The following is a 25,999-nucleotide window of genomic DNA, read 5'->3' on the forward strand; positions in this document are numbered from 1 at the left end:
TAACATAGCGTTCCAAATATTAAGAATACGTTTGTATAAGGACCAGAAAATTAAATATAAATGAAAAAACAACTCGGCAGACCCTTGTTCTGCGCACTTTTTTTAACAGTTTCATTTACAGCAATCAAAGCTCAGAATGCAACTTCAAAAGAACCCGGTATTAATGTTTCATACATGAACACTAAAATTAGTCCAACTCAGGATTTTTTTCAATATGTAAACGGAACCTGGCTTAGTCAAACTGAAATTCCAAGTGATCGTACAACTTGGGGAAGTTTTAATGAATTGATTAAGAAGACAGACAAAGATGCAATGTCTATTTTGAAAGAAGCATCTAAAAATCCAAAATATAAATCAAATACAGATCAGGGAAAAGCAGTTAATTTATTCGCTACTATTTTGGATACAGTAGGAAGAAATAAAACTGGGATAAATCCTTTAAAACCGTATTTTAAGAAAATTGACGCCATAAAAAACGTTGCTGATCTTCAAAAATATTTGGTTGAAATGGAACCGGAAGGTGGTTCTGGCTTTTTCGGAATATACATTGGAGCTGATGAAAAAAACAGTTCTAAAAATTCAGTAAGCCTTGGCGTAAGCAGATTAGGATTACCTGATAAAGATTATTACACTTCTGAAGATAAAGATTCTAAAGAAAAACGTGCAAAATATCAGATTCATGTGGAGAAGATGATGCAGTTTATTGGCGAAACTCCTGCACAGGCCAAACAAAGTGCAGCCGGAATTTTAGCATTAGAAACAGAATTGTCTAAACCAAGACTGAACAGAGTAGAAAGCAGAGACAGTCGTTTGCAGTATAATCCAATGACAATTGCCCAACTTCAAAAGATAACACCGGCAATTAAATGGGAAGCTTATTTTGCAGGTATCGGATTGGCAAAACTAGATACAGTGGTGGTAATGGAACCAAAGTATATGAAAGCTTTGCAAACTGTTTTTACTGAAAATAAAGTAGGACTATGGAAAGAATATTTGAAATGGGATTTATTAAATTCAGTTGCAACAAAACTATCGACAGATATTGAAACAGCAAGTTTTGATTTTTACAGTAAAACTTTAAGAGGTGCATTAAAACAATTGCCACGTGAAGAAAAAGCGTTACAGGTTGTAAACAACAGTATTGGTGAAGCATTGGGTAAGCTATATGTAGAGAAAGTATTCCCTGCTGAAGCAAAAACCAAAGCCATCGATATGATCCACAATGTTATTTTGGCATACCAAAACCGTATCAATAATTTAAGCTGGATGTCTGCTGCTACAAAGGTAAAAGCGATAGAAAAATTAAATAAGATCACGATCAAAGTAGGATATCCGGATAAATGGAAAGATTACTCAGCACTTGAAATTAAAAGTGTAGCAGAAGGAGGAAGTTATTTCGAAAATACCCGTAATCTGAATAAATGGAACTTTAAAAAAGGAATAGAAAAATTACACAAACCAGTTGATAAAACAGAGTGGGGAATGTCACCACAAACGGTAAATGCATATTACAACCCGTCTTATAACGAAATTGTGTTCCCTGCAGCAATCTTGCAACCGCCTTTCTATAATTATCAGGCTGACGAAGCGGTTAATTATGGTGGAATTGGAGCTGTAATTGGTCACGAAATTTCTCATGGATTTGATGATTCAGGAGCACGTTATAATGCCGAAGGAAATTTAGTAGACTGGTGGACTCCTGAAGATCTAAAACAATTTACGGCACTTGGTACGGCTTTGGCAGATCAATACAGCGCTTTAGAGCCTTTACCTGGGATTCATGTAGATGGTAAATTTACTTTAGGAGAAAACATTGGTGATTTAGGCGGAATTAATGCAGCTTACGATGGTTTGCAATTGTACCTGAAAGCACACGGAAGCCCTGGTTTAATTGACGGATTTACTCCGGAACAACGTTTCTTTATTTCATGGGCAACAGTCTGGAGAACGAAAACCAGAGATGAAGCACTTAAAAATCAGGTAAAAACCGATCCGCACTCTCCTGGAATGTACAGAGCAGTTGTACCAATCCAGAATGTAGATGCTTTTTATCAGGCTTTTGGAATTAAAAAAGGAGATAAAATGTATATCGATCCTGATAAACGAGTTAAAATCTGGTAATATCCAGTAAGATTATAAAAAACGGCGCTTTATCAGCGCCGTTTTTATTTGTATAAATTACGAAATCGGTTTGTTGATTTGTAGACCCTTTTTGGTTAAAATAAATGTTGTTTTTCTTGCAGTTAATTATTTGATAAATTTAACACACAGTTTGAAATAATTGCAATATGTTTGTGGATATACTAAAAACTATAAATAAAAATGATTAAACAACTAAGAAAACCAATGTTTTGTGTTGTTTCTGCAATGATTAGTGTTGCTGCAGTTCAGGCACAAGATGCAAAAAAGAAAGAACCGGGAATTAACCTTTCCAATATGGATCCAAAGGTTAGTCCAAAAGAAGACTTTTTTCGTTATGTAAACGGAACCTGGTTAGACAAAACAGAAATTCCAAGTGACAGAAATGCATGGGGAAGTTTCAATGAACTACGTCAAAAGACTGATAACGATGCACTTGCTATCTTAAAAGAAGCATCAAAAGATCCTAAGTACAAATCGAATACAGATCAGGGTAAAGCAATTGCTTTATTTAATACAATCATGGATACTGTAGGACGTAATAAAAGAGGTATTACACAACTTCAGCCTTATTTAAAGAAAATCGATGCGATTAAAAACGTAACTGATTTGCAAAATTTCTTTATCGAAATGCAACCTCAGGGTGGTATTGGTTTCTTTGGAGTATATGTTGGAGCTGATGCTAAAAACAGTAACAAAAACACTGTAAACTTAGGACCGGGAGGTTTAGGATTATCTGATAAAGATTACTACAACTCTGATGATAAAGATTCAAAAGAAAAACGTGAAAAATACGAAGTACACGTTGCTAGAATGTTACAGTATATTGGCGAGTCTCCTGCAAAAGCAAAAGAAAGTGCAAAACAAATCTTAGCTTTAGAGATCGAATTGTCTGCTCCAAGATTAGACCGTGTTGAAAGAAGAGACCGCAGAAAACAATACAACCCAACAGCTATAGCTGATTTAAAGAAAAATACACCTTCGATTCAATGGGAGAAATATTTCACCGGAATCGGAATGATGAAACTGGATTCTGTAAATGTAGCGCAGCCACGTTACATGATTGCTTTAGAAAAAACTTTAAATGAAAAGAAAGTAGAAGCATGGAAAGAATATTTGAAATGGTCATTATTAAACAGAACTGCTTCAACTTTAACAACTGATATCGAAAATGCTAATTTCGATTTCTACGGAAAAACACTTACTGGTGCTTTAAAACAACGTCCGCGTGAAGAAGTAGCATTACAGGTGATCAACGGTGCAACCGGAGAAGCTTTAGGAAAATTGTATGTAGAGAAATTATTCCCTGCTGAAGCAAAAGATAAAGCAAAGAAAATGATTGCGAATGTAATGTTGGCTTACGAAAACAGAATCAATGCTTTGCCTTGGATGTCTGCTTCAACTAAAACAAAAGCAATCGAAAAATTAAAGAAACTAACCATTAAAATCGGATATCCTGATAAATGGAAAGACTATTCTAAATTAGAACTTAAAAATGTTAACGAAGGCGGAACCTATTTTGAAAACATGAAAAACATATCAAAATGGGCTTATGCAGAAAATTTAGCTAAATTGGGTAAACCAGTTGATAAAACAGAGTGGGGAATGTCTCCGCAAACGGTTAATGCTTATTTCAACCCTTCTTATAACGAAATTGTATTCCCTGCAGCCATCTTACAACCTCCTTTCTATAATTATCAGGCTGACGAAGCCGTTAATTATGGTGGAATTGGTGCTGTAATTGGTCACGAAATTTCTCATGGTTTTGATGATTCAGGAGCACGTTACAATGCAGATGGTAACCTTGTTGACTGGTGGACACCTGAAGATTTAAAACAATTTACAGCTCTTGGAACTGCTTTAGCAGATCAATACAGCGCTTTAGAGCCTCTACCTGGAATTCACGTAGACGGTAAATTTACTTTAGGAGAAAACATTGGAGATTTAGGCGGAATCAACGCTGCTTACGACGGATTACAATTGTACTTAAAAGCAAACGGAAACCCTGGTTTAATTGACGGATTTACTCCGGAACAACGTTTCTTTATTTCATGGGCTACTGTTTGGAGAACAAAATCCAGAGATGAAGCAATTAAGAGTCAGGTTAAAACTGATCCGCATTCTCCGGGAATGTACAGAGCAGTTGTGCCAATCCAGAACGTAGATGCTTTTTATCAGGCTTTCGACATTAAAAAAGGGGATAAGATGTATCTTGATCCTGCAAAGAGAGTTAAAATCTGGTAATATAAAAACCATAAAAAACGGCGCTAATTTTAGCGCCGTTTTTGTTTATAGGTATTATTTAATAGCAATGTAAATATCAACTTCTCCATCTTCTGGGTTTTGAGCGCCCTCTCCGTAAATCTCAAAATCTTCGGTATAGATTCTGTCTAAGTCAGAATTCCAGATTCTTACCCATTCATTAAAAACTGCACCTTCTTTAAGATTGCCTTTGGCTGTAAATTTTTTATAATGAACACCAGAAACTGTTTTTGCAATCATTCCTTCCGGAATAACATTTAAAGTTTCCACTACACAGCCTAAAATTGTTGTATAAGGACGTGTGTGATCTTTTTCGTAATCTGTATAAATACAATAAATAGCGTCACTTGCCTTATTCGGGATTTGTTCAGCAATCCCTTCAGACATAAACTTGTTCCAAAGTGCCGGAATATCTTGTCCTGATTGTCCGTTTTCATTTGTGGTTCGTACCGAAATCCCAATTACATTAAATTTTTGAATGCTCATCTTTAAAAAATTAGTTATTAAGCCACAAATTTAAACCGTAGCGGTGACAGCAGTATGTCAGCAATAAAACAAAACGTTGATCATTATTTCAGATGACTGTAAATGTAAGTTTCAATTGCTTTTAGTTCCTCATCAGACATGGCCTGTGTAATCGGAAAATTAGTCTTCATAACCGCAAACTGACTTGGATCGACAATAGGTTCTGCATTTCCTTTTAAGAATGTTACAATATCACCTTTTTTGTCTTTATACGTTTTAGCAATTTCCTGAAGACTTGGTCCAATTACTTTTTGATCCGGCTGATGACAGGAAACACAATTTCCCTGACCTTCAAAAATTTGTTTTCCTAAAGCTTCCGGAGTTTTGGCTTCTGCCGAATGTCCTTCAGAATATGTTTCTGTCTGATCCTGAACCGGAGTTTCAGTTGCTTCTTTTTTACACGATGTCAATGCTAAAACAGCAGATAAAAATAGTAGTTTTTTCATGTTATTTGTTTAAAATTACTGCCGCTTCTTTAGCAAAATAAGTTGAGATAATACTGGCACCAGCACGCTTAATGCAATAAAGTTGCTCTATCATGATTTTGTCATGATCTAACCATCCTCTTTCGGCTGCGGCCTTTACCATAGCGTACTCACCAGATACCTGATAAACTGCAACAGGAACATGAACAGCATTTTTTACCTCACGAACAATGTCTAAATAAGCAATTCCCGGTTTTACCATAACGATATCTGCACCTTCTTCAACATCTAATAATGCTTCACGAATTCCTTCAATTCTGTTAGCATAATCCATTTGATAAGTTTTCTTGTCTTTTGGGATATTTTGAGAATCTACCGGAGCAGAATCCAAAGCATCGCGGAAAGGCCCGTAAAATGCCGAAGCATATTTTGCACTATAACTCATGATTCCCACATTGTGATGTCCGTTCTCTTCTAATGCTTTTCTGATAGAGAGAACACGTCCGTCCATCATATCACTAGGAGCTACAAAATCAGCTCCGGCTTCGGCGTGACTTAAACTCATTCTGGTTAAAGCATCAACCGTTGCATCATTGATCAATTGACCGTTTTCGATAATTCCGTCATGTCCGTAAATTGAATACGGATCTAAAGCCACATCCGGCATAACAATCATTTCCGGAACAGCATCTTTAATCGCACGAATTGTCTGCTGCATCAAACCATCTTTGTTCCAGGCTTCAGTTCCTTTATTGTCTTTTAAGTTGTCACTTACTTTTACATAGATATTCACCGCTTTGATTCCTAAATCCCAGGCCTCTTTTACTTCTTTAATTGTATTATCTAATGAATGACGGTAGATTCCCGGCATAGAAGGAATAGCTGATTTTATATCTTTTCCTTCAGCAACAAACATAGGAAGCATAAAATCCTGTGGACTTAAACTGGTTTCACGAACTAAAGAACGAATAGATTCATTAGTTCTCAAACGACGATTTCTTTGTAATGGGAACATATAATTTTAAATTTTAAATTTTAGATTTCAGAATTTTAATCTGATTTTTTTGAAATACAGATTGATTAATTCCTGTTTCTAAAAAAGTAGTTATTTTTTGTTTTTTTGAAGATTATTCCACTTTTTAATAAGTGTTGCAAAGTTAAAGAAAAATCAACAGAATAAGGAGGTTAGCATAGAGTAGAATCCGTTAATATTATCTAAAAATTTGATGTTTTGGCAGATTTTATTTTTAGTAAATCATGGTCATAGGTTTTTAAAATATTTCCGTATAAATTTGCGGGATGAAGAAAATTCTTGCTTTATGTTGCTGTTTACTCTTAACGAGTTGTTTTGAGATAACAGAAAGAATCAAACACCATGACGATCAAAGTGGTGAATATACATTGATGATCGATTTTTCTAAATCATGGTTTAAAACAAAATCCGCAATTTTTCTCGAAGAAGTCGATGGCGTAAAAATTCCAAACGAACAGGAAATTTCTCAAAAATTAGAAGATTTTAAGTCGAAAGCTTCCAAAATTGACGGAATCTCTAATGTAACGACCAAAACAGATTTTGACAGTTATATCTTTATTATCAAACTCAATTATGCCAATCTAAAAGCCCTGAATGCCGTTGTTAATACCATAAACAATCAGCGCGATCAGATTCACTTTAGCAGTAATGCTAAAAATTTCGAAAGAATAGCATCTTATCCCGTACCTGAAAAAGTGGTAAAAGACCCAAAGAAAAAGAAAGATCTTGAAGAAGCCAGCATTATTGCGATTTATACTTTTGATAATGATGTAGTGTCGGTAGAGAATCCAAACAGTAAAATCTCAAAAAACAAAAAGACCGTTTTTTTAAAACAAAGTATGTACAGCGTACTTAAAAAATCGACTTTAATGAATAATACAATCCAATTAACGCCCTGATTTATGAAGCAGTTTTATACTTTCATTTTTTTATTCGCTACCTATTTGACATTTGGCCAAAATCAAAATCAATACGATTATTTTGTTCAGTTTAACGGAAATCAACTTTCTAAAAAAGTAAGTATTGCCGAGATATTGAATCATCCAATCGTAACAAAGTACAGCAGTAAAAAGCCTGATCTTGATTTTACCAAATATACCTCGTTGATTCGATTAGATCAAAAAATCACCATACACGGAAAATTCTCAGACAGTATTCCGTACTATCAGGTTACGATTCCGATAAAAAACAGAGAAGCTGTGAAGCAGTTTTTGACACAAGAACTCATCACAAAAAAAGATTCGCCTAAAACTAATACAATTCAGGATTTAGGATCATATTCTGTTTTAAAAACAAACGGCAAAAATAAAGCAATAGGATGGAACGATAATTATCTGGTAATTTTCGAACTAACGCAAAGGCTTCCTTCAGTTTTTTATACGGATAAGCGCTCTCAGACTTTAAATGATTCTATTGATATTAACGAAATTTATAAAGAAGAAGCCGTAGAAGCACCTCAAAAATTGGATACGCCAATGTCTGGTGAAGAATCAAAAGTGAAGAAATCTTCGACCACAATTGAAGCTCCAATAGCAACAGAAGAAGTTCCGGTGCCATATGATGCTGTACCCAACGCTGAATATACTATTGAGCAGGCTACTTTTGATCGCGAACAAGCCGAAAAACTTGATCGTATCATAAAAACATTATTCGAAAATGGTTTTACTGCTCCAGGCTCAGAAAAGATAAATGCAAACGCTGATATATCGTCATGGATAAATTACAGTGCTGCAATGACAAGTTTATATTCTGCCTATAGTTATCCGATGGCAATATTTGGTGGTTATGATAAATTTTTGCCTATGCAGAAAAACTTCGGAAATTTTATAAAAGGCCTCAATCTGGATTTTTATTTTGACAATAACAACGCACGTATTGAAGAAGTTTTTGAGTACTCAGAGCAGTTGGCAGAAGTTGTGGGTAAAATCACAAACAGAAAAATAAACAAGAATGTGTTTCATTATTTCCCTGCTCAGAATCCGTTAGGTTATATGTCATATCATCTCAATACCAAAGCAGCTCTTGAAAATTTCCCGTCATTGACTGCTGATGTGTTTCAGAGTCCAAAACTCTTAAAAGAAGATATTTCGATTATAACTGATCTGATTTCGACTATAGTCGATGAAGAAGCAACGGCCACACTTTTTGATGGCGATTTAAGCGCCTTTTTATGCGGTTTTAAAGATATTGAAGTAATGACCAAATCGTATGAATATGGAGAAAACTATGAAGAAGTGGTAACCGATAAAAAAGTAAAGAAATCAGTTCCGTTGTTTTCTGTGATTTTTACCTCGACCCATCCTACTTTTGGAGACAAACTTTTACAATTAGGAGTTCGTAAAAAAGTACTGGTGCAAAAAGACAATTATTACATCATTACCGGAACGAAAGAATATGGCGATGTTTTTATCAAAAAAGACAAAGATGTTGTGGTAATAGCTAATACTCTGGACTATTTTAATGCTGGAAACGGAACATTTGCGAATGAAGCCAAAAGAGATTTAAAGAAAAATTATATGTTCGGAAAATTGAGTATTGCGGAGTTGATAAATGCATACAGCAAATCCGGAGAGGCAAAACCATCAGAAGTAAAAAGTTTACAAAGACTTTCGGAGCAGTTTTCAGACATTACATTCGAATCGCCTAAAAAAATGATAAACAATAAACTGATCTTCGGATTTAAATTAAATGCTTTAAAATCTGATAAGAATATCATTTTGCAAACATTGGATTTAGCCGAAGAATTAACGGCGAAATAACAATAAATCATAAAATACAAATCCCCGAAAGTTTCTATTTTCGGGGATTTTTTTATATGATACAACCTCATTTGTTATTTGATCGAGGCTTCATAAATAGCTTTTATTGTGGTTCCCAATACAGCATTAAACGCATCATCAGACTGACCAGCAGTGAGTCCTTCAGACAAGGCTCTTGAAAAACTTGCGATTAATCCGTGATTTTGTGCCAGTTTATCATTGGCTTCCTCTCTGGAATATCCACCAGATAACGCTACAACACGCACCACATGTGGATCAGACATTAAATCTTTGTAAAAGTCATTTACTGATGGAATGGATAATTTCAACATTACTTTTACATCTTTGTCTAATGCATTAAGCTGTTTTACGATTTCTTGTTTTAGAATTTCTTCTGATTTTTCTTTATCAGCGCTGTAAATATCAACTTCAGGTTCAATAATGGGAATAAGTCCTTTTTCGAAGATTTGTTTACCAATTGCAAACTGCTGCTCAACAACCTCACGAATTCCAGTCGTATTTGCCTCTTTAATTACAGAACGCATTTTGGTACCAAAAATATTTCGTTCCACAGCTCGTGATAACAATTCGTCTAAATTAGAAATAGGTTTCATCAGCTGTACACCATTTGCAAGATCAGCCAGTCCTTTGTCAACCTTCAAAAAAGGGACAATGTTTTTCTTCTCCCACAAATAATCGGCAGTCCATTGTCCGTCAATTTTACGGTCCATTGTATTTTCAAACAAAATAGCACCTAGTATATATGTGCTGTCAAATGCAGGACTTTTAATAATTCGGGTTCTCATTTCGTGTACAAGAGTATACATTTCCTCGTCATTTGAGAAACTGTTTTCCTGTATACCATATTGTGCCAATGCTTTTGGAGTACTTCCGCCACTTTGATCTAAAGCGGCTATAAATCCTTTACCGGATTGCATTCTATCTAATTGTTTCAAGTTTACATTTCCCATAATAATGGTTTTTTAGGTTGTATAAATCCCTGTTAATTTAAGCATTTTTTAGAACTTATCGATGGTGAGGATTTAGATTTATCATAGTTTGATTTTCTCATTGACCTTGTCATAGACTTGTTTTACTTTTTTTGGAGGATCAAATCGATAGCCTATAGAAAATTTTAAAGTGGCAATATTGTCGTTCAGTCTTGGATCGACTTTGTCATCCTGAGCAAAACTCACGGTATTAAGACTTGCAAAAGCAAAGAAACGATCTTTATTGTAAGCTAATTTTAAATTGAAATCTGCCTGATATAAGGCAGATGTATCTCCATCGACATCGTTAACTCCAACACCCAAAGCGATTCCTGCTCCAATTAAAACCCGGTCACTGATTACAAAATTATAAAAGTAAGAAGGCGCCAAAGTAAACACATAAATATCTCCGGGAGATGAATCGGGAGTGTTTAAGTCTAAATTGGTGTAATAAAAGGAGAAAGTCGGAATAAAACTTCCGGAACTCTTGGTCTGCCATTCGTTTTGACTTACCAATGTTTTAAAAGAGAATTTATCATTGAAAACATAAGCAGTCGAACCGCCAATTTTCATCGTACGCATATTGGGCAGTTGTGCCGTTATATTGTCATCACTGATGTAAAATCCTTTTTGATTAATGTAAGTGAACGACTGCATCCATTTTTTATAATAAAAACGGGTATTGAAATTAAAATGCTTGGAATGAGAATCACCTTTGTTTCCGCTCAGAAATTTTGGTGCGAAACCAAGAGAAATATCAATGATTTTATAATTCAAATTAAAACCAATCTGTTCTCTTCGATTCGGAATAAGATTTACAAATATTTTTGGCTCCTGGACGCCCGAAGCAATCTGAAAACTATTCGATGTGTCTAAATAATAAACACTGGCAGTAATTTTGTCATCATATGATTTAAAATAAGAATTTCGTAATGAATCATTTTGAGCAAAACACCCAAAAATGCTATTCAAAAATACTATGCCGATTAATCTTAAATTCATCTATACAATCAGTTTTATAGTGTTCCCGAGAAGCAAAACATTTATAGCAATTGAATTACCGAAAAAGATTTAAAGCTCCAGTAAAGCAGTATATAATTAGGCTTCTTCAAAAACATATTCATTTTTAAAATCAACATTAAATAATTGAAGAAATTGAATATATTCTTCTTTGAATGTTTTTGTTTTATGATGTTCCTCCTGATTCTCGATATATTTTATAATATTGGTCAATTGTGAATGTCCATACGAAAAAGCGCCAAACCCTGTTTGCCATTCAAATTTTCCATTGATCCATTTTTGTTCATTTATAAATTTGGATGTACTTGATTTAATATCTCTTACTAAATCTGATAATGATATATCTGGTTTTATACCAACTAAGATATGAATATGATCTGGCATTCCGTTAATTGCAATCAGTTTTTGTTTCTGATTGGTAATTATTCCCGTGATATATTTATAAATTTCGTCTTTGTTGTTTTTGGAAATTAAGTTTTGTCTTCCCTTTACAGCAAAAATAATTTGGATATATAGCTGCGAATAAGTGTTTGCCATGATTTAATTAAAGTTTATTAGTTGTAAATCTAATTAATAAACTTTAATTTGTAAGGTAAATATTTCTTTTTTTGTAAAATAAATATATCCTCATTGAATAAAAATATGTCGCCCCGCTGGGGCTTTATGTTTGGGGATAAATTTTGCTATAGATATTTCGCTCCTCTGGAGCTTTTAATAGCTAATATAGATTTACCCCGATGTCAGTTTTAAGGGTGATGAAATATTTATATATTATAAATATTTCGTTTTTTAGAATTAAATTATTTCATCCTAAAAATGCTTCTCTGGAGCTTTTAATGGCTAATAGAATTTACCCCGATGTCGGTTTTAGGGTGATGAAATATTTATATATTATAAATATTTCGTTTTTTAGGATTAAATTATTTCATCCTAAAAATGCTTCTTTGGAGCTTTTAATAGTTAATATAAATTTACTCCAATGTCGGTTTTAGGGTGATGAAATATTTATATATTATAAATATTTCGTTTTTTAGAATTAAATTATTTCATCCTAAAAATGCTTCTCTGGAGCTTTTAATGGCTAATATAAATTTACTCCAATGTTGGTTTTAGGGTGATGAAATATTTATATAGTATAAATATTTCGTTTGTTAGGATAAAATTATTTCATCCTAAAAATGCTTCTCCGGAGCTTTTAATGGCTAATATAAATTTACTCCAATGTTGGTTTCAGGGTGATGAAATATTTATATATTATAAATATTTCGTTTTTTAGAATTAAATTATTCCATCCTAAAATGCTCCATCGGAGCAGAATATTTATAGCTATGAAAATTGCCGAAAAAGATTTTAAGCTCCAGAGGAGCGAAATATCTATAGCAAAATTATAGGATAGTGTTCAAAAGCTCCAGAGGAGCGACATAAAATTGGTAGATATGAATTTATCTAAATATTAAACCCAATCAATTGGATTTTCTAACACATTTATCAATTTTTCCTCATCGCTTCCCGGTTCAGCATGATGATCATAAACCCATTGAACATGCGGTGGCAGACTCATCAGGATACTTTCAATTCTCCCGTTGGTTTTTAAACCGAATAAGGTTCCTTTATCGTGAACGAGATTAAATTCGACATAACGACCACGACGAATTTCCTGCCAGGTTCTGTTTTCCGGAGAATAAGATAAATTTTTTCTTCTTTCTACAATAGGAACATACGCTTCAAGGAAACTATTACCCACTTCGGTTACAAAATCGTACCAGTTTTCCATTGACATTTGTTCATTTGCTTTGCAGTAATCAAAGAATAAACCGCCAAGTCCGCGTGCTTCATTTCTATGTGCATTCCAGAAATAAGCGTCACATTGTTTTTTATATTTTGAATAAAACTCCGGATTGTGTTTGTCGCAGGCTGTTTTGCAGGTTTGATGAAAATGTTTGGCATCTTCTTCAAACAAATAATAAGGCGTTAAATCCTGTCCGCCACCAAACCATTGATTGATTACCTTTCCAGGACCTGTACTGAGCGAAGTCGAAGTATCATACATTTCAAAATAACGCCAATTAGCATGTACAGTAGGAACCATTGGGTTTTTAGGATGTAAAACCAAACTTAATCCGCAGGCAAAAAAATCAGCTTCGCCTACACCAAACATCTTCTGCATTGTTTCAGGAAGTTTACCATGAACGGCTGAAATGTTGACACCGCCTTTTTCGAAAACATTTCCATTTTCAATAACGCGTGTTCTTCCGCCTCCGCCTTCAGGACGTTTCCAAAGATCTTCACGGAATTTTGCAGTTCCGTCAACAGCTTCTAATCCAGCGCAGATTTGGTCTTGTAATTGTTGAATGTAGGCGTAAAATTTATCTTTCATTGTAGTATTATTATGCTTTGAGTGAAGCAATTTTAATGTTTATTCCAAAAGAAAAAACCTTGCTTCCCTGTTGAATATATTGGTAAATGGCAAGTGCTTTTCCTAAAAAATTGAATTGACTTTCTTTAGATAAACCAACCAAAATATCAGCGAACAGTTCTTGTTGATTCCAGTCTAAATGGCACTGTTGCAAAATAAGAATCAGTTCTTCTTCGGGAATTTCAATTGTTCTTTCCAGGCTTAAGCCAAAGCTTTTTAATTGTTCATCGATAAGACTTGTGTCTTCGGCATTCCAGAATTTTGGAACAAAAACAAGGGCATGCAAAGTTTTGAGAGTATTCTCTATTCTGATACTTTCTTCATCTCTAAGTCCTTTGTTTAGCATTTTTTCTTATATTTTATCAGATCTGAATTTCTGATTATATGTTGTAATGGATCGGCTAAATATTAATTTTTCTCCCTGCAAAGTGTTATCGGTATTTTTATTGCCGATGTTTTTAATCATCCTATAAATGAAATACAAAACCGGTAATGCATAATAGATGAAACCCATGCATATTGGAACATACGGTTTTTCGATAAATAACCCACTTGATTTAACAGTTCCAAAATAATTAGATTTTTCTAAATAATGATCTGTTAATCCTAGTTTGGGAATAATGTCATTTCCTAATGCTACTGCAAACATCAAAAAGAAATAAAATATAGCTTTGGCAACAGATTTTCCTATTTGTATTGCCCGTACTTCAAGGCTGACATCAGAAAAAGCAAATCGCATTCGGTTTAAAACCGTTAGCAAATAAATATAAAAAATATTTGCATTAATTACAGAATGATTAAAACTATAAGCAAATAACCCATATAACGGGAAAAACACAAAAAGCGATATTTTTTTAGGCATAACTGCCATAAAAACGCCCGAATGCACCATAATAAATTCGAAAACCATTAAAACAGCTAAGTCGTTTATTAAAGTAACATTGTATTGCTCCGGATGGATCCAAACCATCAAAAACAGAGACGCATAATACGCCTGAAATCCATATTCAATAAATGAAAAAGGTGTGTTTCTGTTAAAGTTTAGGTTTGCCAGCATATTTTGAGTTGTTGGTTGTTAGTTTATGGTTGATGATATGATTATTCAACAACTATCAACCATAAACTATCAACTACTATTGTCCGTATTCCTTCACTGCGTCAATAAACGCTTTTGCGTGATCTACAGGAATATTTGGTAAAATACCGTGGCCTAAATTTACAATATATTTATCTTTTCCGAACTCGTCGATCATTTCGTGAACCATTTTCTTGATAGTCGGAATTGGAGAAAGCAATCTTGACGGATCAAAATTTCCTTGTAATGTAATATTTCCACCAGACAAATAACGGGCATTTCTAGCCGAACAAGTCCAGTCAACTCCTAATGCAGAAGCTTTACTTTTGCCCATTTCACCAAGAGCGAACCAACACCCTTTTCCGAAAACAATAACTGGTGTAATATCTGCTAAAGCATCAACAATCTGGTTGATGTATTTCCATGAAAATTCCTGATAATCAACCGGAGAAAGCATTCCTCCCCAAGAATCAAAAATCTGAACAGCATTTACTCCCGATTTTACTTTTTCTTTTAAGTATAAAATCGTGGTATCAGTGATTTTTTGTAATAAAGTATGTGCAGCAGCAGGATTTGAAAAACAGAAACCTTTAGCAGTATCAAAACTTTTAGAACCTTTTCCTTCAACAGCATAACAGAAGATTGTCCAAGGCGAACCAGCGAAACCAATTAAAGGTACTTCGTCGTTCAACATTTCCTTAGTCAATTTCACAGCATCAAAAACATAACCTAAAGTTTCATTAACGTCTGGAACAAAAACTTTGTGAACATCTGCCAAAGAACGAATCGGATTTGGAATTATTGGTCCCAAATTGTCTTTTAGTTCTACGTGAATTCCCATTGCACGAGGAACTACCAAAATATCCGAGAATAAAATTGCTGCATCGGGAGCAATTCTGCGAATAGGCTGTACGGTAATCTCGGCTGCTAATTCAGGAGTTTCACAACGCGTAAAAAAATCATATTTATCACGAAGTGCTCTAAATTCAGGTAAATATCTTCCTGCCTGACGCATCATCCATACTGGCGGACGCTGAACTGTTTCTCCTTTTAATGCTTTTAAAAATAGGTCGTTTTTTAACATTGTTCTTTCTTGCTTTAGGCTTTAAGCTTTAGGCTTTAAGCGGTGTTTGTCTATATTTTTTGCTTATGGCTTACAGCCTAAAGCGTATTGCTATTTGTATTCTTGTAAAACATCTTCGATCACGTCTTCAACTGTTGGCTGGTCCGCAATAATGATGTTTTTGGTAATCTTATGTAAAGCTTCTGCAGTGGTTTCGCCAATACAGAAACAAAGTTGCTTATTTATAGTATTGTCTTTCAGATAACTTTCAACGCCAGAAGGACTAAAAAACAAAATAGCTTCTGGATTTGCTTTTATTTTTTGTGGTTGTAATGAGGTGTCGTAAACCTGAATTTCGTTGAGTTTTATTCCGGCTTCCTTTAAAGCATTTGGCAGCGTATCTCTTCTAAGATTTCCGCTGAAAAAAGTATAGCTTTCATTACGATAAATTAAAGTGATAATTTCGGCTAAATCCGAAGCATATCCCGTGTAAGCAATCACATTAAAGCCATTCTCAGATAAAAGAATTTTGGTTTTTAACCCAACGCAATACACGTTCTTACTTTTAAGCTCTTCAGATTTTGGATGGGATAAAACGCTGTGAACCGCATTTTGACTGGTGAAAATCAAACTTTCGTTGAGGTTTTTAAGTTCGAAAGGTTTGTTTTCGGTTTTGATAAAATCGGCTTCAATTAGTTCTAAACCGGCTTTTGTCAACTCTTGTTTTTGAAGAGGAGATAATATTTTAGTAGATAATATCTGGATTGATTTTGCCATTATTTTTTCAGGGATTCTTTAATCTTTTGCATTAACTCCGTTCCGCCATTGTTTAAAATCTCCTGCGCCGAATGGAAACCTAATTTCTTCCATTCTGAAATATCAACTGTTTTGTTGATTTCTAATTTTTGTTTTCCGTCGATAGAAAGTAAAACACCTTGAAAATGCAAAGTGTCTTCATCTTCGTTATAGGTTACTAAAGCCCCAATTGGTGCTGTACAGCCACCTTCAAGTGTTCTTAAAAACTGACGTTCGATATAAGTACAAATTTCAGTTTCGATATGATTTAACTGTGAAAGTGCATCAAGGGTATAATTGTCATTTTCCATTGCCACAACAAGCATTGCTCCTTGTGCCGGTGCGGGAATCATCCAGTCTAAATTGATGTAATTTTCAGGTTTTAAGTTAATTCGTTCCAAACCTGCAGCCGCAAAAACAGCTCCATCCCAATCGTTATCTTGCAATTTTTGCATACGTGTATTTACGTTTCCGCGTAAATCAACAACTGTATGGTTTGGGTATTTATTGAACCATTGCGCTTGTCGGCGTAAGCTTCCTGTTGCAATTGTACTTGGTTTATCTCCAAAATCAGAGTTTCCTTTATGGACCAAAATATCTAAAACATTTGCTCTTTCTAATACAGCAGCCTGAACAATTCCTTTTGGCAAAGCTGTTGGAACATCCTTCATAGAATGCACTGCGATATCAATGTCTCCATTGATCATGGCAATGTCTAAGGTTTTTGTGAAAATTCCGGTAATTCCGAGTTCGTACAGCGGTTTGTCCAGAATAATATCGCCCGTAGATTTTACAGCAACAATTTCAGTTTTATAACCTAAATCGTTTAATTTCTTTTCGACAGTATGTGCTTGCCAAAGTGCTAATTCGCTGTCACGAGTTCCAATTCTGATTGTTTTTTCAGCCATGTTTTTTTATTTTACCATTAAGGCATTAAGAGAATTAAGCCTTTGTGTAGAATTTAAGATTATTAAGCTTGTGTTATAGCTTGGCTTAATTCTCTTAACAAAGATTGACTTAATTTATTTTAATCTCTTAATGGTTTAATATTTTATTTTTAATCAATTAATCTTGCGAAATAATCATTCACAAGTGGTTTCATTGATTTTGTAATGTTTGTTGTGTTGAAATTTATCAATAGCCCTTGAGGTCTTTGTAATAATTTCATATAAGTTAATAATTGCGCTTCGTGAATTGGTAATAAGTTTTCTATTGCCTTTAATTCAACAACGACACAATCATTAACCAATAGATCTATTTTTAAATCAGATTCAAATTCAAGATCATAATAATCAATTTTAACTGATAATTGTTGTTTTACATCATATCCGTTTCGTTCTAATTCATATTTGAGGCACTTCTCATATATGCTTTCTAAAAGTCCAGGTCCCAAAGCTTTATGCACTTTTATAGCAAAACCTGTAATTTCATAAGCCAATTGTGTTACCTCTTTTTTTGTCATAGAACGTATTATTGTTTTTACCATTAAGAGATTAAGTTAATTAAGTTTTGTGTTCAAAAATAGCTTGGCTTAATTTTCTTCGACAAAGCTTGACTTAATTCTCTTTATGCCTTAATGGTAAAATTTAAAAATTTAAGATGCTTTTATTTTGAAGACTTTTTCGATCCATTCGATACTTTCATCCACCATGGTATCATCGTCTTTTAAATGATTTGCAAAATGTGTAGTGATTTTCTGAATGATTCTATTACTGATGATTTCAGCTTGTTCTTCATTGAAATCAGCGATTTTTTTGCTTTGAAAATCTAATTCCGAGTTTTTAATGGCGTTTAGTTTTTCTTTTAAGGCATTAATCGTTGGGGCAAATTTTCTGCCTTTCATCCAGATAACAAATTCTTCTTTAATTTCTTCGATGATGGCTTCAGCTGCCGGAATATGTAATTTTCTGTTCTCCAAAGTTTCATCTGTCAATTGAGACAAATAATCCATATGAATTAAAGTTACACCTTCTAATTCCTCTACATTTTCATGTACGTTTTTCGGAATAGACAAATCCAGAATCAACAAAGGTTTTTTAAGATTTAAAATTGCTTTGTCAACCGTTGGGTTTTGTGCGCCGGTTGCTACAACTACAACATCAGCTTTTTGAAGTTCTAAATGTAATTCAGAATAATCTTTAACAATCAGATTTAGCTTTCCGGCTAATTTCTCAGCTTTGTCCTTAGTTCTGTTGATTAAAGTAATGTGTTCGTTTTTAGTATGTTTTACTAAATTTTCGCAAGTATTTCTTCCGATTTTTCCAGTTCCAAAAAGTAAAATGTTTTTGTTACTGATGTCTTCAACATTTTTAAGAATGTATTGTACCGATGCAAAAGAAACCGAAGTCGCGCCGGAGCTAATTTCTGTTTCGTTTTTAATTCTTTTGCTTGCCTGAATTACCGCATTGACTAATCTTTCAAGAAAAGAATTAACCAATCCCATTGATTTTGAGTGGGCAAAACAGGTTTTAATTTGAGATATAATTTCAAAATCGCCCAGAATCTGACTGTCTAAACCAGTTCCTACGCGAAACATATGATTAATTGCTTCCTGGTTTTTATAAACAAAACCAACTTTTTGAAAAGCATCAACAGAACCATTACTGTTGTCACAAATAAGTTTAATTAATTGAAATGGATGTTCTGCAAAACCATAGATTTCGGTTCTGTTGCAGGTCGAAGTGACAATTAAGCTTTCTATTCCATCGTTTTTAGCCTGTTCCAGCAAACGCGTTTTGGCAACTGCATCCAGACTAAATTGACCTCTGACCTCAGCATCAGCTTTTTTATAACTCAGACCAACTGAGTAAAAGTAAAGGTGTTTCGGTACGTTATTGTTTTCCATATATTCACTTTCATAAAAGTGCAACAAAATTATTACTATAGTGTTTATAAAAGTAACGCTAAAAGTACTTTTTGTATCGCTGTATGATTTTTTGATTCTAAACGTCTGTTTTTATGCAAAAAGAAGTACTTTTGTAGCAAAATCAAGTCGTTTGAAATGATTTGTTTAGAGTCATTCTAAATAATATTTTACAATTGTTCTGATTTTTGTTTCAAAAAAATATCGCTATGAGTTCTCAAGAAGTTATAAAAATTGAAGACGACTTTACGCTGATCCGTTTTCAAAACGACGGTTCTGAACCTTTTTATGCACAGCACGAAATAGGTACAGGCCTGATACAGTTTCACTTTGGGATAAAAGGCAATGCCAAATTTTTATTCAATCAGGGTAATTATGCTTTAGAATTGAAAGAAGAAAAATCACTGCTTTTATATAATCCGCAGAAAGATTTGCCTTTGAATTTAGAACTCGCTCCAAATTCATGGGTTATTTCAGTAATAGTTTCCATCAAAAAATTTCACGCGTTATTTTCTGCCGAAGCTGATTATATTACGTTTTTAAGTCCTGATAATAAGGATAAAAAGTACTATAATGAAGGAAATATAAGTCCGTCAATGGCAATTGTTCTGAGTCAGTTGTTTCATTACAATCTTCATCCATCCATAAAAAACCTGTATTATAAAGGAAAAGGATACGAATTATTGAGTTTGTATTTTAACAGAACCGAAGATCCAAATGCTGAACAATGTCCGTTTTTGATTGATGAAGATAACGTGCTTAAAATTCGAAAAGCAAAAGAAATTATTATTGCGAATATGGCAGAACCGCCAGGATTACAAGAACTGGCAGATGAAATTGGTTTGAATTTAAAGAAACTCAAAATGGGTTTTAAACAAATTTATGGTGACACAGTTTACGGTTTCCTGTTTGATTATAAAATGGATTTTGCGAGAAAGCTTCTTGACAGCGGATCTTATAATGTAAACGAAGTTGGGCTTAAAATTGGTTACAGCACCGGAAGTCACTTTATAGCTGCTTTCAAGAAGAAGTTTGCCACAACACCAAAAAAATATTTGATGTCGATAAATGCGAATGTTTAAATTTTATTCGCCACGAACTCACGGATTTATCTGCTGCATCTGCTTTAATCTGTATAGATCTGCGTGAAAAATTTCACGAATTGTTCATCGATTTTAAATATTCCACAATAATTAAAAAGTAATAATTATCATATTTCTAAAAAGTAACAAACAATACTTTTGACGAAAATTAAAATAAACAAATGCTTAAAGCCTAAAGCTTAAAGCCTAAAGCAAGAAAAAACAATAATGAAAGGCGTATTATTAGTAAATCTGGGATCTCCGGACAGTCCAACAACAAAAGATGTAAAACCCTATTTAGATGAATTTTTAATGGATAAATACGTGATCGACGTTCCGTATTTATTAAGAGCATTACTGGTTCGAGGTATTATTTTAAGAAAAAGACCAGAAGAATCAGCACATGCTTATGCTAAAATTTGGTGGGAAGAAGGTTCTCCATTAGTAGTGTTGTCTGAAAGAATGCAGAAAAAAGTACAGCCTTTGGTGAATGTTCCGGTTTCGTTAGCCATGCGCTACGGAAGCATGACTATAGAAAAAGGACTTCAGGAATTGAATGATAAAGGTGTTACAGAAGTAATGCTTTTTCCATTATATCCACAATATGCAATGGCTTCGACTTTGACTATTTTAGTTAAGGCAGAGGAAATTCGCAAGAAAAAGTTTCCTCACATGACCTTTACAGATGTTCCGGCATTTTATAATAAACCGGATTACATTAAAAATTTAGCAGACTCTATCCAAAAACATCTGGTTGGTTTTGAATATGATCATTTGTTATTCTCTTATCACGGAATCCCTGAGCGTCATATTCGTAAAACCGATGTAACAAAATCACATTGCAAAATTGATGGTTCTTGTTGTAACACACCTTCACCAGCACATGATTTTTGTTACCGTCACCAATGTTACGAAACAACCAGACAAGTCGTTAAATTATTAGGACTTCCTGAAGACAAATACAGTCTTACATTTCAATCGCGCTTAGCGGGTGATAAATGGTTAGAACCTTACACCGATATTGAAATTGATAAAATGCCTGCAAAAGGAATAAAAAAACTGGCTGTTGTAACACCGGCTTTCGTTTCAGACTGTTTAGAAACTTTGGAGGAAATCGCCATGCGTGCCAAAGAAGATTTTGAGAAGAATGGAGGAGAGGAGTTCCTTGCAATTCCGTGTTTAAATGACGATGATGAATGGTGTCATACGGTTGGAAATTGGATTAACGATTGGGCTAAATAGAGAAAAGAAGAAAGAGTAAAGAAAAAAGACTTTTTAAATGGAATATTACAATTATCTAAAATCACTGCACCTTATATTTGTTATTACCTGGTTTGCAGGTTTGTTTTATATTGTGCGTTTGTTTGTTTATCAAATTGAAGCCAATGAAAAGCCATCACCAGAAAAAGAAATCCTGCAGGCGCAATATAAAATAATGGCCTATCGTTTGTGGTACATTATTACGTGGCCATCAGCAGTTTTGGCAAGTATTTTTGCTTTTTGGATGTTGCTTTTTACAGATTTAGGGAACGCCTGGCTCAAAATGCCCTGGATGCATGTCAAATTATGTTTCGTTTTTCTGTTGTACTTGTACCATTTAAAATGTCATCAGATTTTTAAGCAATTACAAAATGATGAGGTAAAATATTCTAATAATTTTATGCGTTTATGGAATGAAGGCGCAACAATTATATTATTTGCTGTCGTGTTTTTAGTAGTTTTAAAAAGTGCTATCAACTGGATTTTCGGCGTAATCGGAATCATTTTATTCTCTGTCTTAATTATGCTGGGTTTCCGTTTTTACAAGAGAATAAGAGAAAAAAAGTAATTCGTAAAAAGTGATTAGTTATTAGTCTTAAGCTTTTACTATTCACTAATTACTATTCACTAATCACAAAAAAATGCTAAACAACTTCAAAATGTCGATGCTTTCACTTCGTACCAGGATTTTCCTATCGATGATAGTATTGATTGTTGTAGCATCTTTTTTATTAGCTTCGATTTCGATAATTCAGTTTAAAACTGAGGCGAAAGAATATCATCAGGAACGTTTAGAACGAAAAGAAAATGCGGTCAAAGAACACATTAATTATGTGCTTTCTACCACAACATATCCTTTGAAAACAGCAAATTTAGATTTAATTTTTAAAGATAAAATCCACGAATTAGCTCAGATTCATAAAATCGAAATTAACATTTACGGCCTTGACGGAAAATTACTTAAATCCTCAAAAGAATCATTTGCGGTTGACAAAGTAGCACCGCCAATTCCTGAATATATTCTAAAACTCGTTCGTTCCTCAATCGAAAAACGCTTTGTAGATATTAAAACCATTGATGGCGTTAAAAACAGATCATCATATAGTTTAATTAAAGACGAAAAATTTAAACCACTCGGAATTTTAAACCTTCCGTATCTGGAAGATGACGGTTATTATGATAATGAGCTGAATACTTTCCTGATTCGCTTAAGTCAGGTTTACTCTTTTATGTTGATTGTGGCTTTTGCATTGGCTTATTTTCTTTCAACTTATATTACCAAATCACTAAAAACAATTTCAGACAGATTAGAAGAAACCAACTTAGATCAGAAAAACGAAAAAATTGTTTTAGAAGCCAACAGTAAAGAAGTCAACTTCCTGATAAAAGCCTACAACGGAATGGTGGACAAACTGGAAACCAGTGCGATTAAATTAGCACAAAGTGAACGTGAAGAGGCCTGGCGCGAAATGGCAAAACAGGTGGCACACGAAATCAAAAACCCGCTTACACCAATGCGTTTGACTGTACAGAGTTTTCAACGAAAGTTTGATCCAAATGATCCAGATGTCAAACAGAAAATGAATGATTACTCCGAAACCTTAATTCAGCAAATTGATACGATGACCGCGGTAGCTTCGGCATTTTCAAACTTTGCTTCGATGCCGGCGCAACAAAATGAAACCTTAAATGTGGTTGAGGTTGTCGAACTGGCTTTGGATATTTTCAACGAAGATTATATCTCTTTTCAAAGTGATGAAGAAGAAATTATTTCTAAAATGGATCGTACGCAATTAATTCGTGTGATTACCAATTTGGTTAAAAATGCCACACAGGCAATTCCTGAAAGTCAGTTTCACAAATCAATTATTGTTACTGTAAAAAGACGAAGCAATAATGTTGAAATTGCAGTAAAAGATAACGGAATCGGAATTCAAAAACAAGACATTGGCAGAATCTTCGAGCCTAAATTTACCACCAAAACAAGTGGAATGGGACTTGGACTCGGAATTATAAAAAACATTATAGAAAATTACAAAGGAACAATTACCTTTGAATCAACATACGGAAAAGGAACCACATTTAGAGTTTCTTTACCCATTACAAACTCATAAATTCAACGTCATGAACTACGAAAACCTTTTAATCTCGATAGAAGAAAAAATAGCAACCGTAACTATTAATAGGCCTACAAAATTGAATGCTTTAAACAAAGCTACGATTAGTGACTTGAGTAAAGCCATAAAACTATTAAGCAAAAAGGATGATGTTCGTGTGATTATCATTACCGGAAGCGGAGAAAAAGCCTTTGTAGCCGGAGCCGATATTTCGGAATTTGCCAATTATACGATTATTGAAGGCGCACAATTAGCAGCCGAAGGACAAGAATCATTATTTGATTTTATAGAGAATTTAAAGAAACCTGTCATTGCAGCCGTAAACGGTTTTGCACTTGGAGGCGGATTAGAATTAGCCATGGCTTGTCATTTTAGAGTAGCTTCAGATAATGCCAAAATGGGATTGCCGGAAGTAACCTTAGGACTGATTCCGGGTTATGGAGGAACACAGCGTTTACCTCAATTAGTGGGTAAAGGCCGTGCAATGGAAATGATTATGACCGCAGCGATGATTTCTGCTGAAGAAGCCAAACAATACGGTTTAGTAAATCATGTTGTACCACAAGCAGAACTATTGGATTTTACAGCCGGAATTGCCCAAAAAATCATTAAAAATGCCCCATTTGCAATTAGTAAAGCAATAAAAGCAATCAATGCCAACTTTACAGACGGGAAAAACGGATTTGACACTGAAATAAAATCATTCGGAAAATGTTTCGGAACTCAGGATTTTAAAGAAGGAACAACCGCATTCTTAGAAAAACGCAAAGCCGAATTTACAGGAAAATAAGTTATATTTCACAAAGTCACACAAAGACAACACGTAGGTTCGCAAAGAAAATTTTATATAAATCTTTGTGCAACTTTGCGGTAAAATTACAGACAAAGATTGTAAAACCTTAGAATCTCAGAACCTTAGCACCTTTAAAAAAATGTACGAACCAATATTTGCCCTTTTTTGTGAACGAGTTAAAGAAAGTATCCAGGCGGGAACTTTCGCTAAACTGACTTTGGCCAAAACAATGGGCGATACCGAAATCAAAAACATCTATTTCCGTTTAGTTTTAAATGAAGATAATACTTTTTCAATTTCGCTAACTACCCGATACAAAACAGAAGAAATCGAAAGCATTCATATTTTAGACGAAGCTTTGTTGGTATTAGGCACCTATATTAAAAATCCGTTTTTGACAGCATTATTGTTTACAACAGACAACGATGTAACTTTTAAGGTAAACAAAAAGAACGCCGGGAGTATTATCGAACAGCAACCAACATTTAAAAATGCATCACCGGTTATGCTGGAAATGATTGAGAAAGGAATTGTGTAAATAATATTTTTAGGAGAAATACAATTAGATAATTGACTTGTCAGGCTGAGCGAAGTCGAAGCCCACGTTTGCTGAATCACTTTGTGGAACTTCGACTTCGCTCAGTCTAACAAAAGAATAAAATTTTTGTGAACCTTAGCGAAACTCTTCGTGAATTTCTGTGAAATATATCTTCTAAACCAGCTTTACAAACAAATTAGAAGCGATTTTATTAGAAATCGATAATTCCCTTCCATCAACCTTAATTTTTACCGATAAATCGAAGGATTCTTTAGAAAGAAATTCAATTTTAGACCCTAAGGCAATTTCCTGTTTATCCAGATATTTCAAAAATTCTGAAGAAGTATCTTTAACACCCACGCAAACCCCAGTTTGGTTTTCGTCCAGTTCAGAAAGCAAGTATTTTTCGATTTTTATAATTCGGCCATTAGCATCCGGAATTGGATCTCCGTGCGGATCTTCGGTAGGATTACCAAGAAAATCATCCAATCGGTTAATTAATTGTTCTGATTTAATATGTTCCAGTTGTTCCGCAATATCATGAACCTCATCCCAGCTGAAATTAAGTTTCTCCACCAGAAAAACCTCCCATAAACGATGTTTTCTCACAATCATTTTGGCAGCCAGTTTTCCGTTTTCGGTCAAAGAAACGCCTTGGTACTTTTTATAATTTACTAAATCTTTATCTGCCAGTTTTTTAAGCATATCAGTTACAGATGAAGCTTTAGTTTCCATCATTTCCGCAATGGCATTTGTGCTTACTTCAGTTTCTAAAGAAGCTGTAAGATGATATATCGATTTTAGATAATTTTCTTCTGAGAAAGTCATTCGATTTTAGATTTTAG

At 34.1% G+C, this 25,999-nt stretch carries 25 protein-coding genes; 10 read left to right on the plus strand and 15 right to left on the minus strand.

All coding sequences use genetic code 11. The annotated features are described in order from the left end of the window. Positions 1–60 precede the first annotated feature (60 nt). Both A4F88_RS06715 and A4F88_RS06720 read left to right on the plus strand, forming a co-directional pair. Entirely contained in the window at positions 61–2,121 is a 2,061-nt protein-coding gene (locus A4F88_RS06715) for a M13 family metallopeptidase (protein ID WP_068841812.1), read from the plus strand. A 201-nt stretch (positions 2,122–2,322) separates the two neighbouring features. Then, complete coding sequence (locus tag A4F88_RS06720; protein ID WP_068841813.1) at positions 2,323–4,383, plus strand: M13 family metallopeptidase; 2,061 nt, start codon at positions 2,323–2,325, stop codon at positions 4,381–4,383. A 54-nt stretch (positions 4,384–4,437) separates the two neighbouring features. On the opposite strand, the gene A4F88_RS06725 is transcribed toward A4F88_RS06720, so the two are convergent. The 3 genes from A4F88_RS06725 to hemB form a co-directional block, all read right to left on the minus strand. Further along, positions 4,438–4,887, minus strand: coding sequence for a GyrI-like domain-containing protein (locus tag A4F88_RS06725; protein WP_068841814.1), 450 nt, complete (start codon positions 4,885–4,887; stop codon positions 4,438–4,440). A gap of 83 nt (positions 4,888–4,970) precedes the next feature. Continuing rightward, positions 4,971–5,372 carry a c-type cytochrome gene (locus A4F88_RS06730; RefSeq protein ID WP_068841815.1) on the minus strand — a complete coding sequence of 134 codons (402 nt, stop codon included), beginning with the start codon at positions 5,370–5,372 and terminating at the stop codon, positions 4,971–4,973. Between the two features lies 1 nt (position 5,373). Next, positions 5,374–6,366, minus strand: a complete 993-nt coding sequence (gene hemB, locus A4F88_RS06735; RefSeq protein ID WP_068841816.1) for a porphobilinogen synthase — start codon at positions 6,364–6,366, stop codon at positions 5,374–5,376. Between the two features lie 284 nt (positions 6,367–6,650). Between hemB and A4F88_RS06740 the strand changes: the two genes are divergently transcribed. Then, complete coding sequence (locus tag A4F88_RS06740; protein WP_068841817.1) at positions 6,651–7,283, plus strand: hypothetical protein; 633 nt, start codon at positions 6,651–6,653, stop codon at positions 7,281–7,283. 3 nt (positions 7,284–7,286) lie between these two features. Beyond that, entirely contained in the window at positions 7,287–9,143 is a 1,857-nt protein-coding gene (locus A4F88_RS06745; protein WP_068841818.1) for a hypothetical protein, read from the plus strand. A 74-nt stretch (positions 9,144–9,217) separates the two neighbouring features. On the opposite strand, the gene A4F88_RS06750 is transcribed toward A4F88_RS06745, so the two are convergent. The 11 genes from A4F88_RS06750 to hemA all read right to left on the minus strand — a co-directional run bounded on the left by A4F88_RS06750 (position 9,218) and on the right by hemA (position 19,346). After that, the gene (locus A4F88_RS06750; protein WP_068841819.1) at positions 9,218–10,114 is read right to left on the minus strand and encodes a fructose bisphosphate aldolase; all 897 of its coding nucleotides are present in this window, start codon (positions 10,112–10,114) and stop codon (positions 9,218–9,220) included. An 81-nt stretch (positions 10,115–10,195) separates the two neighbouring features. Beyond that, complete coding sequence (locus A4F88_RS06755) at positions 10,196–11,134, minus strand: DUF4421 family protein (protein WP_068841820.1); 939 nt, start codon at positions 11,132–11,134, stop codon at positions 10,196–10,198. A gap of 96 nt (positions 11,135–11,230) precedes the next feature. Beyond that, entirely contained in the window at positions 11,231–11,689 is a 459-nt protein-coding gene (tnpA, locus tag A4F88_RS06760; RefSeq protein WP_068841821.1) for an IS200/IS605 family transposase, read from the minus strand. A 916-nt stretch (positions 11,690–12,605) separates the two neighbouring features. Then, on the minus strand, positions 12,606–13,529 hold the full coding sequence (gene hemF, locus A4F88_RS06765) for an oxygen-dependent coproporphyrinogen oxidase (RefSeq protein WP_068841822.1): 924 nt from the start codon (positions 13,527–13,529) through the stop codon (positions 12,606–12,608). Between the two features lie 10 nt (positions 13,530–13,539). Next, positions 13,540–13,914, minus strand: a complete 375-nt coding sequence (locus A4F88_RS06770) for a hypothetical protein (RefSeq protein ID WP_068841823.1) — start codon at positions 13,912–13,914, stop codon at positions 13,540–13,542. Between the two features lie 6 nt (positions 13,915–13,920). After that, complete coding sequence (locus A4F88_RS06775; RefSeq protein WP_068841824.1) at positions 13,921–14,625, minus strand: hypothetical protein; 705 nt, start codon at positions 14,623–14,625, stop codon at positions 13,921–13,923. A 76-nt stretch (positions 14,626–14,701) separates the two neighbouring features. Continuing rightward, positions 14,702–15,727, minus strand: a complete 1,026-nt coding sequence (hemE, locus tag A4F88_RS06780; RefSeq protein ID WP_068841825.1) for a uroporphyrinogen decarboxylase — start codon at positions 15,725–15,727, stop codon at positions 14,702–14,704. 90 nt (positions 15,728–15,817) lie between these two features. Next, positions 15,818–16,483 carry a uroporphyrinogen-III synthase gene (locus tag A4F88_RS06785; protein ID WP_068841826.1) on the minus strand — a complete coding sequence of 222 codons (666 nt, stop codon included), beginning with the start codon at positions 16,481–16,483 and terminating at the stop codon, positions 15,818–15,820. Next, positions 16,483–17,409, minus strand: coding sequence for a hydroxymethylbilane synthase (gene hemC / locus A4F88_RS06790; protein ID WP_068841827.1), 927 nt, complete (start codon positions 17,407–17,409; stop codon positions 16,483–16,485). Before hemC ends, A4F88_RS06785 begins: the two co-directional genes overlap by 1 nt. Positions 17,410–17,558: 149 nt before the next feature. Continuing rightward, positions 17,559–17,963 carry a GxxExxY protein gene (locus A4F88_RS06795; RefSeq protein ID WP_068842313.1) on the minus strand — a complete coding sequence of 135 codons (405 nt, stop codon included), beginning with the start codon at positions 17,961–17,963 and terminating at the stop codon, positions 17,559–17,561. A gap of 132 nt (positions 17,964–18,095) precedes the next feature. Then, positions 18,096–19,346, minus strand: coding sequence for a glutamyl-tRNA reductase (gene hemA / locus A4F88_RS06800; protein WP_068841828.1), 1,251 nt, complete (start codon positions 19,344–19,346; stop codon positions 18,096–18,098). Positions 19,347–19,573: 227 nt separating this feature from the next. On the opposite strand from hemA, the gene A4F88_RS06805 reads away from it, so the two are divergent. From A4F88_RS06805 to A4F88_RS06830, 6 genes are all read left to right on the plus strand, one after another. Beyond that, the gene (locus tag A4F88_RS06805) at positions 19,574–20,446 is read left to right on the plus strand and encodes an AraC family transcriptional regulator (RefSeq protein WP_068841829.1); all 873 of its coding nucleotides are present in this window, start codon (positions 19,574–19,576) and stop codon (positions 20,444–20,446) included. Between the two features lie 228 nt (positions 20,447–20,674). Then, complete coding sequence (gene hemH / locus A4F88_RS06810; protein ID WP_068841830.1) at positions 20,675–21,688, plus strand: ferrochelatase; 1,014 nt, start codon at positions 20,675–20,677, stop codon at positions 21,686–21,688. 37 nt (positions 21,689–21,725) lie between these two features. Then, complete coding sequence (locus tag A4F88_RS06815) at positions 21,726–22,274, plus strand: CopD family protein (RefSeq protein ID WP_068841831.1); 549 nt, start codon at positions 21,726–21,728, stop codon at positions 22,272–22,274. Between the two features lie 130 nt (positions 22,275–22,404). Beyond that, positions 22,405–23,820: a sensor histidine kinase gene (locus tag A4F88_RS06820; RefSeq protein ID WP_082815714.1), complete on the plus strand. Its 1,416-nt coding sequence runs from the start codon at positions 22,405–22,407 to the stop codon at positions 23,818–23,820. 10 nt (positions 23,821–23,830) lie between these two features. After that, complete coding sequence (locus tag A4F88_RS06825) at positions 23,831–24,613, plus strand: enoyl-CoA hydratase/isomerase family protein (protein ID WP_068841833.1); 783 nt, start codon at positions 23,831–23,833, stop codon at positions 24,611–24,613. Positions 24,614–24,755: 142 nt separating this feature from the next. Then, positions 24,756–25,154 carry a hypothetical protein gene (locus tag A4F88_RS06830; protein WP_068842314.1) on the plus strand — a complete coding sequence of 133 codons (399 nt, stop codon included), beginning with the start codon at positions 24,756–24,758 and terminating at the stop codon, positions 25,152–25,154. A gap of 174 nt (positions 25,155–25,328) precedes the next feature. Here A4F88_RS06830 and A4F88_RS06835 read toward each other — a convergent pair whose 3' ends face one another. Further along, the gene (locus tag A4F88_RS06835) at positions 25,329–25,982 is read right to left on the minus strand and encodes a metal-dependent transcriptional regulator (protein WP_068841834.1); all 654 of its coding nucleotides are present in this window, start codon (positions 25,980–25,982) and stop codon (positions 25,329–25,331) included. Positions 25,983–25,999 lie beyond the last annotated feature (17 nt).

Origin of the sequence: Flavobacterium chilense (assembly GCF_001602525.1) — a bacterium.
GTDB classification, from domain to species: domain Bacteria; phylum Bacteroidota; class Bacteroidia; order Flavobacteriales; family Flavobacteriaceae; genus Flavobacterium; species Flavobacterium chilense.